Annotated in this window: 12 protein-coding genes; 3 read left to right on the top strand and 9 right to left on the bottom strand. The window is 66.1% G+C overall.

The features are described from left to right. Positions 1–37: 37 nt before the first annotated feature. Genes ACZYW1_RS03300 through sepIVA form a run of 5 tightly spaced genes read right to left on the bottom strand, consistent with a single transcriptional unit; the run spans position 38 to position 3,401 of the window. Positions 38–427: a TM2 domain-containing protein gene (locus ACZYW1_RS03300; RefSeq protein WP_463783245.1), complete on the bottom strand. Its 390-nt coding sequence runs from the start codon at positions 425–427 to the stop codon at positions 38–40. Between the two features lie 44 nt (positions 428–471). Further along, positions 472–1,332: a bifunctional DNA-formamidopyrimidine glycosylase/DNA-(apurinic or apyrimidinic site) lyase gene (mutM, locus tag ACZYW1_RS03305; protein ID WP_463783246.1), complete on the bottom strand. Its 861-nt coding sequence runs from the start codon at positions 1,330–1,332 to the stop codon at positions 472–474. Continuing rightward, positions 1,333–2,031, bottom strand: coding sequence for a ribonuclease III (gene rnc / locus ACZYW1_RS03310; RefSeq protein WP_463783248.1), 699 nt, complete (start codon positions 2,029–2,031; stop codon positions 1,333–1,335). Next, positions 2,024–2,611 (bottom strand): YceD family protein, encoded by a 588-nt coding sequence (locus ACZYW1_RS03315; protein ID WP_463783251.1) that lies wholly within the window; start codon positions 2,609–2,611, stop codon positions 2,024–2,026. Before ACZYW1_RS03315 ends, rnc begins: the two co-directional genes overlap by 8 nt. 52 nt (positions 2,612–2,663) lie before the next feature. Continuing rightward, positions 2,664–3,401 carry a cell division protein SepIVA gene (gene sepIVA, locus ACZYW1_RS03320; protein ID WP_463783253.1) on the bottom strand — a complete coding sequence of 246 codons (738 nt, stop codon included), beginning with the start codon at positions 3,399–3,401 and terminating at the stop codon, positions 2,664–2,666. Between the two features lie 197 nt (positions 3,402–3,598). Between sepIVA and ACZYW1_RS03325 the strand changes: the two genes are divergently transcribed. Both ACZYW1_RS03325 and ACZYW1_RS03330 read left to right on the top strand, forming a co-directional pair. Next, positions 3,599–4,786: a permease gene (locus ACZYW1_RS03325; protein ID WP_463783256.1), complete on the top strand. Its 1,188-nt coding sequence runs from the start codon at positions 3,599–3,601 to the stop codon at positions 4,784–4,786. 202 nt (positions 4,787–4,988) lie between these two features. Next, positions 4,989–7,754, top strand: coding sequence for a helix-turn-helix transcriptional regulator (locus tag ACZYW1_RS03330; RefSeq protein ID WP_463783257.1), 2,766 nt, complete (start codon positions 4,989–4,991; stop codon positions 7,752–7,754). A gap of 33 nt (positions 7,755–7,787) precedes the next feature. On the opposite strand, the gene ACZYW1_RS03335 is transcribed toward ACZYW1_RS03330, so the two are convergent. Next, entirely contained in the window at positions 7,788–8,249 is a 462-nt protein-coding gene (locus ACZYW1_RS03335) for a MarR family winged helix-turn-helix transcriptional regulator (RefSeq protein ID WP_463783259.1), read from the bottom strand. 193 nt (positions 8,250–8,442) lie between these two features. On the opposite strand from ACZYW1_RS03335, the gene ACZYW1_RS03340 reads away from it, so the two are divergent. Continuing rightward, the gene (locus ACZYW1_RS03340; protein ID WP_463783260.1) at positions 8,443–9,054 is read left to right on the top strand and encodes a hypothetical protein; all 612 of its coding nucleotides are present in this window, start codon (positions 8,443–8,445) and stop codon (positions 9,052–9,054) included. A 53-nt stretch (positions 9,055–9,107) separates the two neighbouring features. Here ACZYW1_RS03340 and coaD read toward each other — a convergent pair whose 3' ends face one another. The 3 genes from coaD to ACZYW1_RS03355 are packed head-to-tail and all read right to left on the bottom strand — an operon-like array spanning position 9,108 to position 13,613. After that, positions 9,108–9,593 carry a pantetheine-phosphate adenylyltransferase gene (gene coaD / locus ACZYW1_RS03345; protein WP_463783261.1) on the bottom strand — a complete coding sequence of 162 codons (486 nt, stop codon included), beginning with the start codon at positions 9,591–9,593 and terminating at the stop codon, positions 9,108–9,110. A gap of 23 nt (positions 9,594–9,616) precedes the next feature. After that, positions 9,617–10,171 carry a 16S rRNA (guanine(966)-N(2))-methyltransferase RsmD gene (gene rsmD, locus ACZYW1_RS03350; RefSeq protein ID WP_463783262.1) on the bottom strand — a complete coding sequence of 185 codons (555 nt, stop codon included), beginning with the start codon at positions 10,169–10,171 and terminating at the stop codon, positions 9,617–9,619. 58 nt (positions 10,172–10,229) lie between these two features. Further along, positions 10,230–13,613 (bottom strand): pyruvate carboxylase, encoded by a 3,384-nt coding sequence (locus ACZYW1_RS03355; RefSeq protein WP_463783263.1) that lies wholly within the window; start codon positions 13,611–13,613, stop codon positions 10,230–10,232. Positions 13,614–13,646: the final 33 nt, after the last annotated feature.

Consider the following 13,646-nt stretch of genomic DNA (forward strand, 5'->3'; position numbering starts at 1 on the left):
AACACGCGGCCGCGGTTGGCGATGTGCCGGGTTCGGCTCAGTCGCGCAGCGTGCGCCCCTGAACGTCCCGGACATTGCCCGTCAGCATCATGATCGCGTCGACGAACGGCCAGATTCCGCCGATTCCGCAGGTCGCCAGGGTCACCAGCAGCTGTGCGACGCCGATCCCCGTGTAGCCGAGGTAGAAACGGCCGACGCCGAACCCGCCCAGGAACAGCTGGAGCAGTCCGGCTGTGAGCTTGCTCTTGTCCGACAGCGGCTGGCCGTAGACATCGAGGTACGGGGCGCCCGGCGGGTAGGGCATGCCGGGCTGGCCACCGATCGGGTAGTGCGGCTGCCAGTTGACCGGTCCCCCGGGCTGGGGCGGATAGGGATTCTGCGGCGTCGACGGGTATTCGTAGGCGTGCGGTTGGTCCGGGTCTGTCATGCGCCTGATGATGACGCAAAACTGCGGATCCGTGTGAGAGTCGGTCAAGCTCGCGGACGGGGCTGGCAGCGGGGGCAGTAGAACGATGAGCGATTCATGAACTTGTCCCGGCGGATCACCGCGCCACAACGCTTGCAGGCTTTGCCTTCTCGGCCATAGACATTCAGCGAACGGTCGAAGTACCCGGACTGCCCGTTGACGTTGACGTACAGCGAGTCGAAGGAGGTGCCGCCCTGCGCCAAGGCATCGCGCATCACCTCGGCGGCCGCTCCCAACAGCGTGGTCAGCTGGGGTCGGGTCAGCTTCTCGGCCAGCCGGGCGCCGTTGATCTTGGCCCGCCACAGCGACTCGTCGGCGTAGATGTTGCCGATCCCCGACACCACTGTCTGGTCGAGCAATTGGCGTTTGATCTCGGAATGCTTGCGCCGCAACACCTTGACGACAGCACCGACATCGAAGCGTGGGTCCAGCGGATCGCGCGCGACGTGGGCTACCGGTGTCGGGACCACACTGCCGTCGACGGTGACCAGGTCGGAAAGTAGCCAGCCGCCGAACGTTCGCTGGTCGACGAAACTCAGTGTGGTGCCGTCGTCGAGCAGTGCGGCGATGCGCAGGTGGCCGGCGTTGGGCACCTCCCCGAGCAGCATCTGCCCGCTCATCCCGAGATGCACGACCAACGCCTGCTCGTCACCGCTCGGGCCGTCCAGGGTGAGCCAGAGGTACTTGCCGCGCCGATCGCTTCCGGTGATCCGCGCGTCCAGCAGCCGCGCCGTCAGGTCGGCCGGTCCGGCTTCGTGACGGCGGACGGCGCGCGGGTGGTGAACGCGTACGGCGGTGATCGTCTTGCCCACCACGTGGGCGTGCAGTCCGCGCCGAACCACCTCGACTTCGGGTAGCTCGGGCATCTAGCCGGCGGTTTCCCCGGACACCGCACTGTCGAGCTGATTCAGTGCCTGGCAGGCCTGCTCGGCCGCCTTCTGCTCGGCCTCCTTTTTGGTGCGACCCACCCCGGACCCGTAGGAGGTGTCCCGCACCACGACCACCGCGGTGAACTCGCGCTTGTGGTCCGGCCCGGTCGCGGTCACCTGATACGACACCGCGCCGAGACCGCGAGCCGCGGTCAATTCCTGCAGGCTGGTCTTCCAGTCCAAAAGCCCTCCGGCGCTGAGCAATTCGCTGAACAGTCGCAAGATGACCCGCCGCGCGGCCTCGATACCGTTGTGCAAATAGATTGCGCCGAGCAGTGATTCGAGGCCGTCGGCCAGGATGCTGGATTTGTCCGCACCGCCGGACTTCAGTTCACCGCGGCCCAGCAACAGGTGCGCACCGAGCCCTCGTTCGGTCAACGACCGCGCGACCTCGGCCAGCGCCTGCGTGTTGACCACACCGGCCCGCATTTTGGCCAGGTCGCTCTCCGGGAGTTCCGGGTGCCGGTGATACAGCTCGTCGGTCACGGTCAGACCCAGCACCGCGTCACCGAGGAACTCCAGACGCTCGTTGGTGGGCAGGCCGCCGTGCTCGTAGGCATAACTGCGATGGGTCAGCGCCAGGGTCAGCAGTCCCTCGGGCAGATCGACCTCGAGCGCGTCGAGGAGATCACTCATCGGTGGTTCCGTCGCCATCGGTGTCCAGCAGCGTGCTCAGCTTCGCCCATCGTGGGTCGATCTGGTCGTGATGATGGTCCGGCTCGGCGGTGGCCAGCGCGACACCGCACGTCGGGCACAGCCCCGGGCAGTCGTCCCGGCACAGCGGCGAGAACGGCAGTTCCAGACCCACCGCGTCGATGATCGGTTGCTGCAGGTCGACGGTGTCAGCGATGACCCGCCCCACCTCGTCCTCGTCGGTGGTGGCCTCGGTGAGGCTGTCCGGGTAGGCATACAGCTCGGTCACGTCGACGGTGATGGGTCCACTCAACGGCGTCAGGCAGCGCGCACACTCACCGGTGATCGACGCCGCTACCGTCCCGCTGACCAGGACGCCTTCGGACACCGACTCCACCCGCAGATCGAGGTCCAGCGGCGTACCGGCGGCGATACCGACCATGTCCAACCCGATCCGCGCGGGGTTCGCCACCGTCTCGCGAAGGGGGAACATCGCTCCCGGGCGACGACCCAGCCGGGTCACGTCGACGACGAACGGCGAATCCGAACGTGGTCGTGCTGCCTGGGTGTGGTGGCGCGCCATGTCCGCAATTCTACGGGCGGGTACCTGCGACCCCGTGCCGCCGGCGGGATGACTAGCGCTGGGCGTAGTCGTGCACGCCCGCCGCCGTCCGTAACTGATGGCGACCGCGGTTGACCGAACGCAGGGTGGTGTTGAGGTGCTCCTCGAACTCGGCGAGCTTGCTGTCGACGTAGATGTCGCACTCGCCGCGTAACCGATCGGCTTCCGCGTGTGCGGTGTCGATCAACCGGGCGGACTCGGCGTTGGCCGATTGCACGACCTCGGTCTGCGAGACGAGACGCTGCTGCTCTTTGATGCCCTCTTGAACGGCCTTCTCGTAGGAGATGTTGCCGTTCTCGATGAGGCGGTCAGCCTCCGACTTCGCGCGACTGGTGGCGGCCTCGTAGTCACGCTTGGCCGATGCCGCGATGCGACTCGACTCCTCACGGGCCTCGCCCACCATGCGCTCGCTGTGCTGACGGGCCTCGCCGACCATCCGGTCCGCCTGGGCTTTGGCGTCGGCCAGGATGCGGTCGGCTTCGGCGCGGGAGTGGTTGAGCAACGACTCCGACTCGGTCGTCGCGGCGGACACCGTGGCGTCGGCGTGCGCTTTGGCTTCGTGCAGCATCGAGTCGCGGGCGTCGAGGACATCCTGGGCGTCGTCCAGTTCGCCGGGGATGGCGTCCTTGATGTCGTCGATCAGCTCGAGCACGTCGCCCCGCGGCACCACACAGCCCGCGGTCATGGGGACGCCACGAGCTTCCTCGACAATGGCGCCCAATTCGTCGAGCGCCTCAAAAACTCGGTACACGGCAACACCCTCCCGGCTTCGTTGTTGTGACTAGTGTGCCTGGTGTTGCTTCTGTGACTGCGTTGCCGGACCCGGTGTGTCGGGCCTTTTAGGTCTCAGAACTGTCCCAATAACCTGCACACTTGATGTGATGGTGGCGATCTTGCCGTCGCGGCGGCAATCCTGCGCCGATCGACGGGAGAGCGTGGAATACCCCTATGGGGTATCTGGTTGGAGGTGCCATGACCGCCGCACTGGCCCACGCGTTAGCCGTTACCGGGTCGATGACGTGGGAAATCCTCTGGGCGTTGATACTCGGTTTCACGTTGTCGGCGGTGGTGCAGGCGGTCGTCCGCCGCTCGACCATCGTGACGTTGCTTGGGGATGACCGCCCCCGCACATTGGCGATCGCCGCAGGACTGGGCGCCGCGTCCTCGTCGTGCTCATACGCCGCGGTGGCGCTGGCCCGGTCGTTGTTTCGCAAGGGCGCCAATTTCACCGCCGCGATGGCGTTCGAGATCGGCTCGACGAACCTGGTGGCGGAGCTGGGCATCATCCTGGCCCTGTTGATGGGATGGCAGTTCACCGCGGCCGAGTTCGTCGGCGGCCCGCTGATGATCGTGTTGCTCGCGTTGCTGTTTCGAGTGTTCGTGCGCTCGCGACTCGTCGATGCGGCCCGTGAGCAGTCCGATCGCGGCGTGGCCGGGTCAATGGAAGGCCATGCGGCCATGGACATGTCGGTCCAGGGCGAAGGTTCTTTTGTGCGACGCCTGGCGTCGAGGGATGGCTTCACCTCGGTCTCACACGTGTTCGTGATGGAGTGGGCCGCAATACTTCGCGATCTGATCATCGGTTTGCTCATTGCCGGCGCGGTGGCGGCATGGGTGCCTGAATCGTTCTGGCAGCACTTCTTTTTCGTCGATCATCCGACACTGTCGGCGCTGTGGGGGCCCATCGTGGGACCGGTCGTGGCGGTCGCTTCGTTCGTCTGCTCGATCGGCAATGTGCCGTTGGCCGCGGTGCTGTGGAGCGGTGGCATCAGTTTCGGTGGCGTCGTCGCGTTCATCTTCGCCGACCTGCTGATCCTGCCGATTTTGAACATCTACCGGAAGTATTACGGCGCCGCCATGATGGTGCGATTACTGGGCACCTTCTACGTGGCGATGGTCGCCGCCGGTTACCTCGTCGAATTCATCTTCGGTGCAGCAGGTCTCATCCCGGCCCGACGGAGCGCCACGATGATGGATTCCAGCATCTCGTGGAACTACACCACCTGGCTCAACGTCGCTTTCCTCACTCTTGCCGCGGTGCTCGTCCTCCGTTTCGTGGTCACCGGCGGCGTCCCGATGCTCAAAGCCATGGGCGGCTCCCCAGGCGCCGAACACGACCACCATCACGACCACTGACGGTTGGCCACACCCGACCGGCAAAGTGGTGCGGGTTTGCGCGACGGCGGATGCACAGCCGCCGACCAGCCGCGGTATCTCATGCCAACTTCACATCGTTCACTTATCATAATGCGCACCGGACCGGCGGGGCCGGCGTGGATTCGGGGCTCCGAGCGCCGGCGCGGCCGGTCGCGACGGCTGAGAGGTGGCGGGCAGGCCCATGGCGGTGCGTGCAGTCAGTCGCCTGGCCGAAGAGCAGGCCGTTACCGACTTTTTCGACGCCGTACCAGGTGGACCTACAGCACTGGTGATCCAGGGCGAACCCGGCATCGGCAAGACGACGTTGTGGGTCGGGGCGCTCGACAGCGCACGCGAACGCGGGTTCACGGTGCTCTCCAGCCGCTCCGCCCGGGCCGAGTCCGTGCTGGCTTATGCGACGCTGGCCGATCTGCTCAGCGGCGTCGACGAGTCGGTCTGGTCTGATTTACCGCAGCCGCAGCAGCAAAGCCTGGACGCGGCCCTGCTGCGGCACCGGGAGCCACCAGGCCCGAGTGATGCTCGCGCGGTGGCCGCCGCGTTCGTCGGGGTGCTGGACCGGCTGTCGGCACGATCCGAGGGGTTCGTCCTCGTGGCCATCGACGACATGCAGTGGGTCGACGTCTCCAGCGCCAATGTGGTGGCTTTCGCAGCCCGTCGCTTGCCGAAGGGCGTGGGCTTGATCTGCACGACGCGCGACGCCGAGGTGGCAGCACGTGTCGAACTCGCCCAGCCCGATGCCGTTCGGCGAGTGCGATTGCAGCCGTTGACGGTTGGCGAACTGCACCGAATCCTGGCGCTACGGTTGGGCATCTCGGTACCGCGGCCCACGCTGTTACGCATCCACCGGATCGCCGGCGGCAACCCGTTTTACGGCCTCGAGCTGGCTCGCGAGATGGATACCGCGGCCGGATCGGGCGAATTGCCACTGTCGGGCACGCTGAACGAACTGGTCATTTCCCGGCTGAAGCGGGTAGGTGACGGCGCTCAGGATTTACTGCTCGCCATGGCCAGCGTGCCGCATCCCACGTTGCGTTTACTGGCTGATGCCACCGGCAGTAACGCCGAGTATGTATTGGAAACCCTGGGCGAGGCGGAAATTCAAGAGGTGATCGCAGTCGATGGCAACCGGCTGTCCTTCACCCATCCGGTCCTGGCCCACGGCGTCTACAGCGAGGCGTCGCCTCGACGGCGGCGTGCCATGCACCGCAGGCTCGCCGAGCTGGTCGACGAACCGGAGCTGCGGGCGCGGCATCTGGCACTGTCGGATGCCACCGGGAGCCGCGAAACCATCGATGCACTCGACGCCGCCGCCGAGATCGCCCGTGCGCGCGGCGCACCTGCGACGGCCGCCGAATTGCTCGATCTGGCAGGCAATCTCGGCGCGAACGAACCGACTCGTCAAATCCTCTGTGCAACGCACTACATGGCGGCCGGTGACCCCTCGCGCGCGCGCCAGTCGCTCGAAGACGTGGTCGCCACGCTGCCGGTGAGCCCTGTGCGCTCCGAAGCCCTCTATCAGCTCGCCATGGTCCGGTTGCACGACGACGGGTTCGTCGATGCGGCACAGCTTTTGGAGACTGGCCTGCCGAGTCGCGGCGTGGACGACGCGCTGCGGATTCGGATGCTGGTCATGCTGTCCTACGCATTGTTCAACGCGGCCCAGCCCGAGCGTGCGCTCACCCGCAGCGGGCAGGCGGTCGCCGAGGCCGAGCAACTGGGAGCGCCGAGCCTGCTCAGCACAGCGCTGGGAATGAACGAGATACTGGGCTTCCTGGCCGGACGTGGCTTCGATGCGGCCACCATCCAACGCGCGGTGGACCTCGAAGACGACAGTCTGCCATTGCCTGTGGCTTTCCTGCCCAGCGTCCAGCGGGCGTTGCTGCGTGGCTGGGCCGGCGATTTCGATCACGCCCGCGAGGTACTCAGGGCTGCTGGTCAGCGGTGCATAGCTCTGGGCCAAGAGGGTGAACTGGTCTTTGTCGCATTCTCGCAGGCGCTGATGGATATCTGGCGCGGTGATCTACCGAGCGTCGCGATCGCCGCAGACGACACATTCGAGCTGGCATCCCAATTGGGCGGCGACTTTCCCATGTTCATAGCGCTGACGATCAGGGGTGCCGCCGCCGCATACGCCGGCCGTGTCGACGAGGCAACGACTGATCTGGACGAGGCGATCGCGGTGGCCAAGCGTTGCGGCTCCATGCGAATGAGCGAATGGCCGGTCAGCTTGCGCGGATTCGTCGAGATTTCCCGCGGTGATCACCGAGCGGCCCTGCACATCCTCGAACCCCTACTGGCCATACTGCAGAACTTCCCGGATGCGACTGAGATCATCGCTGCGTCGTACGTGCCCGAGGCTATCGAAGCGCTGGTCGGCGTAGGACAACTGGTCGATGCCGAGCGCTACATCGACATTCTGGAACGCAACGGCCACCGCCTCGACCGCGCATGGATGCTGGCCACCGCGGCGCGTTGTCGCGCAATGCTTCTGGCCGCACGCGGCGATGTGGGTGCTGCCACCGAGATGGCCGCACGTGCCATGGTCGAGCATGAACGACTTCCGATGCCCTTCGAGCGGGCCCGCACCCAGCTAATCCTCGGGCAGCTGCAGCGTCGCCAACGCCAGCGTGAAGTCGGCAACGCCACGTTGCGCGAAGCGCTACAAACCTTCGAACGCCTCGGCACCGATCTGTGGGCCGATCGCGCGAAGGCCGAACTGGCACGCGCCATCTCGGGGCGGCAGCGCAGTGAGGGGTTGACACCGTCGGAATGCCGGGTAGCCGAGCTCGCCGTCACCGGTATGACCAACCGCGACATTGCGGCGGCTCTGTTCATCAGCCCCAAGACCGTCGAAGTCAACCTCAGCAGGATCTACCGAAAACTCAAGGTCCGCTCCCGCGTCGAGCTGTACCGGGCATGGCAGCCCGGAACTGATAGCAACGGGTAAAGCGTTGCCCGGCAGGCTCATCGGGTCGGTGTGTCACACCGCTGACTCAGGCCTCGGTGATTCCGGATCCGGATTGCCGGCGCGATACAGCAGTTGTTTGAGCTGGCGTCGGTCGGCGACACTGAGGTGAGCCAAGAGTTGCTCGTCGGATGACGCGACGGCGGCCTCGGCCCGCTTGAGCAACGCCTTCCCTTTCCGCGAGAGCTGGGCCGGCAGCGCCCGCCCGGACGATGCCGTCGTGGGACGGGTGACCAGACCGGCCTCCTCCAACCCTTGCAATACCTGGTTCATCGCCTGCGCGGTGACATGGGTATGGCGCGCCAACTCCGCACTGGTGCGGCCCGGGTCGTCATCGAGGATGCGCAGGCACACGAATTCGGGGAGTCCGAGCCCGAGCGGTCGCAGGGCTTGGAGAGCGTGTGGGCGCAGTCGCGCCATCAATCCGCGCACCAAAAAGCCCAGCGGTTGATCGTCGACGTCGCTCATCCCCCTCATGCTGACACGCAAGTACCGGCACCGTCGCTGTATTCGTGCACGCGTCGCACACCAGCGCGCGGCATCGACTCGCATGTTCTTCCCGTGTATCAAGTTACTTGACACATATCTCCGCCATCGGTATCAAGTAACTAGATATGCAATACGGCGTTCGGCCACTCGGCCCGTCGCCGTCGATCGAAGGAGAACAAAGATGTCTGGTGGATTTTTCGGTGGGGCCGGTTGGAACGGTCCCGGATTTGGCGGCCCAGGGTTTGGCGGGCCGGGCTTTGGTGGACCAGGTTGGGGCGCGCCCGGTTTCGGGGGCCACGGCTGGGGTGGGCCCGGCGGACCCGGCGGGCGTGGATTCGGTGGACGACACAAGCGGGTCGTGGTGGGCACCGCCGCCCTGCTACTGGACGGGCCCGCGAACGCCCAACAGATCGTGCAACGGGTTTCGGATGCCACCGACGGGGCGTTCGCGCCGCCGCAGGAGATCGTCGAGCTCGCCATCGGAAAGCTGGCCGGCCGCGGATTCGTGACCGTCAGCGACGGCGTCGCAACCCTGTCCGAACTGGGCCGGAATGTGTTGCAGTGGAAAGGCATCAGCAGCGAGAGCATTCATGCGCGGCTCGCTCAGGCCGGGAAGTTCGGTGACGTCGCCAAAATTCGGTGGGGCCTGTTCGAACTTGCCGGTCTGGCGCGGACCATCCACTGGTCGGGCAGCGACGCTCAGAAAGAAAAGCTCGCCGAAGCACGGGCCAAGGTTCTGACCGCGATCACCGAGGCCAAGCAGTCTCTGCACGGCGCGCTGGCCGAGAGTTAGACCACTCACATCGTCAGCGCGGCCGCGGCTTTCGCCCGGTCGCGCTGACGATGTCAGCGCCCGCGGGCGGCCAGCTTCTCGGCCAGGCGGCGGTTCACCGCGTCGGGCAGCAGTTCCGTCACGTCGCCGCCGAGCAACGCGACTTCCTTGGCCAGCGATGACGACACGAACGAGTACCGGGCTGTGGTGGCCACGAAGAAAGTGTCCACACCGGCTACATGCTTGTTCATCTGCGCCATCTGCAGCTCGTACTCGAAGTCCGTGCCGGTACGCAGACCCTTGACGATGGCCGTCATGCCACGGGATCTGACGAAGTCGACCACCAATCCCTGCCCCGGTTCCACCCGCAGGTTGGGCAGGTGTGTGGTCGACTCCTCGATCATCGCGATCCGCTCGTCGATGTCGAACATGCCCTTCTTGGCGGGATTGATCAGGATGGCCACCACCACGTCGTCGAACTGAGCCGCCGCTCGCTCGAAGACGTCGAGGTGGCCCAAGGTCACCGGATCGAAGGATCCCGGGCATACCGCGCCGCTCATAGGCGAAAACGGTACACGCAGGCTCAGAGTCGTTCGGCCAGCTCCAACCGGGTGTCGCCGTAGACCCGCGGCTCCCATGGGTCCCAGCCACCCGGCCACGTCAGCGCTACTGCTGCGGCAGGGCGCTCCACCACGACCAGACTTCCGCCACGCACCCAGCCGTTTTCCGTGATGGCGTCGAGGAGTGCCTCGATCTCGCTCCCGTCGACCTCGTACGGCGGGTCGGCCAGCACGAGATCGACCGGTGTGGCGGCGTTCGCGGCGAGCACGGCGGCCGCCTGCCCACGTGTGAGTGTCGCGCCGGGCAGTCCGAGTGTCGCGATGTTGCGTTCGAGCACGGTCGCCGCGCGCCGATCCGACTCGACGAACAACGCCGATGCCGCACCGCGCGACAACGCCTCGAGACCGAGCGCCCCGGAGCCCGCGTACAGGTCGAGCACCGCCAGTCCGGTGAAGTCCAGTCGCGCACTGAGGATGTTGAACATCGCCTCGCGCACCCGATCGGTCGTCGGCCGGGTACCCCGCGGCGGGACGGCGATCCGCCGTCCCCCGGCGATGCCGCCAACGATGCGCGTCACAATCGCCGCTCCTCGCAGGCTATTTCGATCGCACTGCCCTGTTGATCGTCGTCGGCGATCAGGCGAGGACCACCAGCAGGTCGCCGCCCTCGACCTGAGCCGTGTCCGATACGGCCACCCGCTCCACGACGCCGTCCGCGGGCGCGGTGATCGGCGCTTCCATCTTCATCGCCTCGATGGTGGCGATGGTCTGACCGGCGCTCACCTTGTCGCCGACGGAGATCCCGACGGTCACCACCCCGGCAAACGGCGCGGCGATGTGGTTGGGGTTGCCCTTTTCCGCCTTCTCCGCGGCCGGAACGTCACTGGCGATACTGCGATCCCGAACCTCGACCGGCCGCAGTTGACCATTGATGATGAACATCACCGAGCGCATACCGCGTTCGTCGGGCTCGGAGATCGCCTCCAACCCGATCAGCAGCTCCACACCGGGCTCCAGCTGCACCCGATGCTCCTCGCCCTGCCGGAGGCCGTAGAAGAACTGGTTGGCCGACAACCGCGAGGTGTCACCGTAGGTCTCAGAGTGGGCCTCGTATTCCTTTGTCGGGCCAGGGAACAACAGACGGTTGAGCGTGGCTTGGCGCTTGTGCCCCTGCAGCCCCAGCGCTGTCTCGTCCTCGGCAGTCAACTGTTCGACGGGCTTGGGCTCACCGCGGCCGGCCAGCGCCTTCGAGCGCAACGGTTCCGGCCAGCCGCCCACCGGGTCGCCGAGGTCGCCGCGCAAGAACCCGAGCACCGACTCGGGGATGTCGAATTGCTCTGGATGCGAAGCGAACTCGTCGGCGCTCAGGCCCGCGCCGACCAGTGCCAGCGCGAGGTCACCGACCACCTTCGACGACGGCGTGACCTTGATCAGCCTGCCCAGCACCCGATCGGCACCGGCGTACGCCTCTTCGACTTCCTCGAACCGGTCCCCCAGCCCCAGCGCAATGGCTTGTTGGCGAAGGTTCGACAGTTGACCGCCGGGGATCTCGTGGTGATACACCCGACCGGTCGGACTCGGGAGCCCGGATTCGAAGGGCGCGTACACCTTTCGCAATGCCTCCCAGTAGGGCTCGAGCGCGCAGACCGCCGCGAGTGACATCCCGGTGTCGTATTCGGTGTTGGCGGCAGCCGCCACGATCGAGCTCAGCGCGGGCTGACTGGTGGTTCCCGCCATCGGTGCCGATGCGCCGTCGACCGCGTCGGCGCCCGCCTGCCAGGCAGCGATGTAGCTGGCCAGCTGGCCACCCGGTGTGTCGTGGGTATGCACATGCACCGGCAGGTCGAAGCGACTGCGCAGCGCGCCGACCAACAGGCGTGCCGCTTGCGGACGCAGCAGACCGGCCATGTCTTTGATGGCCAGCACGTGCGCTCCGGCGTCGACGATCTGGTCGGCCAGTTCCAGGTAATAGTCCAGCGTGTAGAGATTCTCGGCCGGGTCGGACAGGTCGCCGGTGTAACACATCGCGACTTCGGCGATCGCAGAACCTGTTTCGCGGACCGCGTCGATCGCTGGGCGCATCGACTCGAGATTGTTCAGCGCATCGAAGATCCGGAAGATGTCGATTCCCGTCGCCGTGGCTTCCTCCACGAACGCCGAGGTGACCAGCTCCGGATACGGCGTGTAGCCAACCGTATTGCGGCCCCGCAGCAGCATCTGCAGGCAGATGTTGGGCATCAGTTCGCGCAGCTCCGCCAGGCGTTCCCAGGGGTCTTCTTTGAGGAACCGCAGCGCCACGTCGTACGTCGCGCCACCCCAGCACTCGACGGACAAGAGCTGCGGCATGGTCCGCGCGATGTAAGGCGCCACCAGCCCCAGGCCGCTGGTGCGCACCCTCGTCGCCAGCAATGACTGGTGGGCATCCCGAAAGGTCGTGTCGGTCAATCGAACTCCAGAGGAGTCGCGCAGCCAGCGGGCAAAGCCTTCCGGACCCAGCTCGGCCAGCAGCTGTTTGGAGCCGGCCGGAGGCACCTTCGTCAGATCGATATCGGGCAACTTGTCCTGCGGGTACAGCGCCGACGGTCGCGACCCGTGTGGCTTGTTGACGGTGACGTCGGCCAGATAATTGAGGATCTTGGTGCCGCGGTCGGCCGACGATCGAGCGGTGAGCAACGCGGGGCGTTCCTCGATGAACGAGGTGGTGACACGTCCGGCCTGGAAATCTGGATCGTCCAAAACCGCTTGCAGGAACGGGATATTCGTCGAAACACCACGGATCCGGAACTCCGCGATCGCCCGCCGCGCCCGGTTGACGGCGGTGGTGAAGTCGCGGCCACGGCAGGTCAGCTTGACCAGCATGGAGTCGAAGTGAGCACTGACCTCCGCGCCGAGGTTGGTTCCGCCGTCCAGACGTATACCAGCACCACCCGGACTGCGGTAGGTGGTGATCCGTCCGGTGTCCGGCCGGAACCCGTTGGCTGGGTCTTCGGTGGTGATCCGGCATTGCAGCGCGGCGCCGTGCGGGCGAATGTCCTCTTGCCGCAAGCCCAGATCGTCGAGTGTCTCACCGCCGGCGATGCGGAGCTGGCTGGAGACCAGGTCGACGTCGGTGATCTCCTCGGTGACGGTGTGCTCCACCTGGATCCGTGGATTCATCTCGATGAAGACGTGATGACCACGCTCGTCGAGCAGGAACTCCACGGTGCCCGCGTTGCTGTAACCGATGTGACGGGCGAAGGCCACCGCGTCGGCGCAGATCTTGTCCCGCAGCTCGGTGGGCAGGTTCGGGGCGGGCGCCAACTCGACGACCTTCTGGTGACGCCGCTGCACACTGCAGTCTCGCTCGAAGAGATGAATCACGTTGCCGTGGGTGTCGGCCAGGATCTGAACTTCGATATGACGCGGGTTCAGCACGGCCTGCTCGAGGTAGACCGTCGGATCCCCGAACGCCGACTCGGCCTCCCGGCTGGCCGCCTCGATGGCTTCGGCGAGCGCGTCGACGTCGGTCACCCGTCGCATCCCGCGCCCGCCGCCGCCGGCGACCGCCTTGACGAACAGCGGGAATTCCATCTGGGCCGACGCCGACACCAACTCATCCACTGACGAGGACGGCGCCGATGACGTCAGGACCGGCAGACCCGCTTCCCGAGCCGCGGCGACGGCACGAGACTTGTTGCCGGTCAACGACAGTACGTCCGCCTTCGGACCGACAAACGTGATGCCGTTCTTGGCGCACTCGGCGGCCAGTCGCGGGTTCTCCGACAGGAACCCGTAGCCCGGGTAGACCGCATCGGCACCGGAATTACGTGCGGTCTCGACGATCTCGCTGACCGACAGATAAGCCCTGACCGGATGCCCGATCTCACCGATCTGGTAGGACTCGTCAGCCTTCAACCGATGCAACGAGTTTCGGTCTTCATAGGGGTAGACGGCGACGGTGCCGACACCGAGTTCGTAGGCGGCCCTGAACGCCCGGACGGCGATTTCGCCGCGGTTGGCGACCAGCACTTTAGCGATCACGTACGTCCTCTTCGGTTTTCAGGTGGGCGGGTT

The organism is Mycobacterium sp. IDUB_36, assembly GCF_055419225.1.

Excerpts from the sequence above, each read along its gene's own strand:
- ACZYW1_RS03300 (WP_463783245.1), bottom strand. The coding sequence starts at position 427 with ATGACAGACCCGGACCAACCGCACGCCTACGAATACCCGTCGACGCCG.
- mutM (WP_463783246.1), bottom strand. The coding sequence starts at position 1,332 with ATGCCCGAGCTACCCGAAGTCGAGGTGGTTCGGCGCGGACTGCACGCC.
- rnc (WP_463783248.1), bottom strand. The coding sequence starts at position 2,031 with ATGAGTGATCTCCTCGACGCGCTCGAGGTCGATCTGCCCGAGGGACTG.
- ACZYW1_RS03315 (WP_463783251.1), bottom strand. The coding sequence starts at position 2,611 with ATGGCGCGCCACCACACCCAGGCAGCACGACCACGTTCGGATTCGCCG.
- ACZYW1_RS03325 (WP_463783256.1), top strand. The coding sequence starts at position 3,599 with ATGGGGTATCTGGTTGGAGGTGCCATGACCGCCGCACTGGCCCACGCG.
- ACZYW1_RS03330 (WP_463783257.1), top strand. The coding sequence starts at position 4,989 with ATGGCGGTGCGTGCAGTCAGTCGCCTGGCCGAAGAGCAGGCCGTTACC.
- ACZYW1_RS03335 (WP_463783259.1), bottom strand. The coding sequence starts at position 8,249 with ATGAGGGGGATGAGCGACGTCGACGATCAACCGCTGGGCTTTTTGGTG.
- ACZYW1_RS03340 (WP_463783260.1), top strand. The coding sequence starts at position 8,443 with ATGTCTGGTGGATTTTTCGGTGGGGCCGGTTGGAACGGTCCCGGATTT.
- coaD (WP_463783261.1), bottom strand. The coding sequence starts at position 9,593 with ATGAGCGGCGCGGTATGCCCGGGATCCTTCGATCCGGTGACCTTGGGC.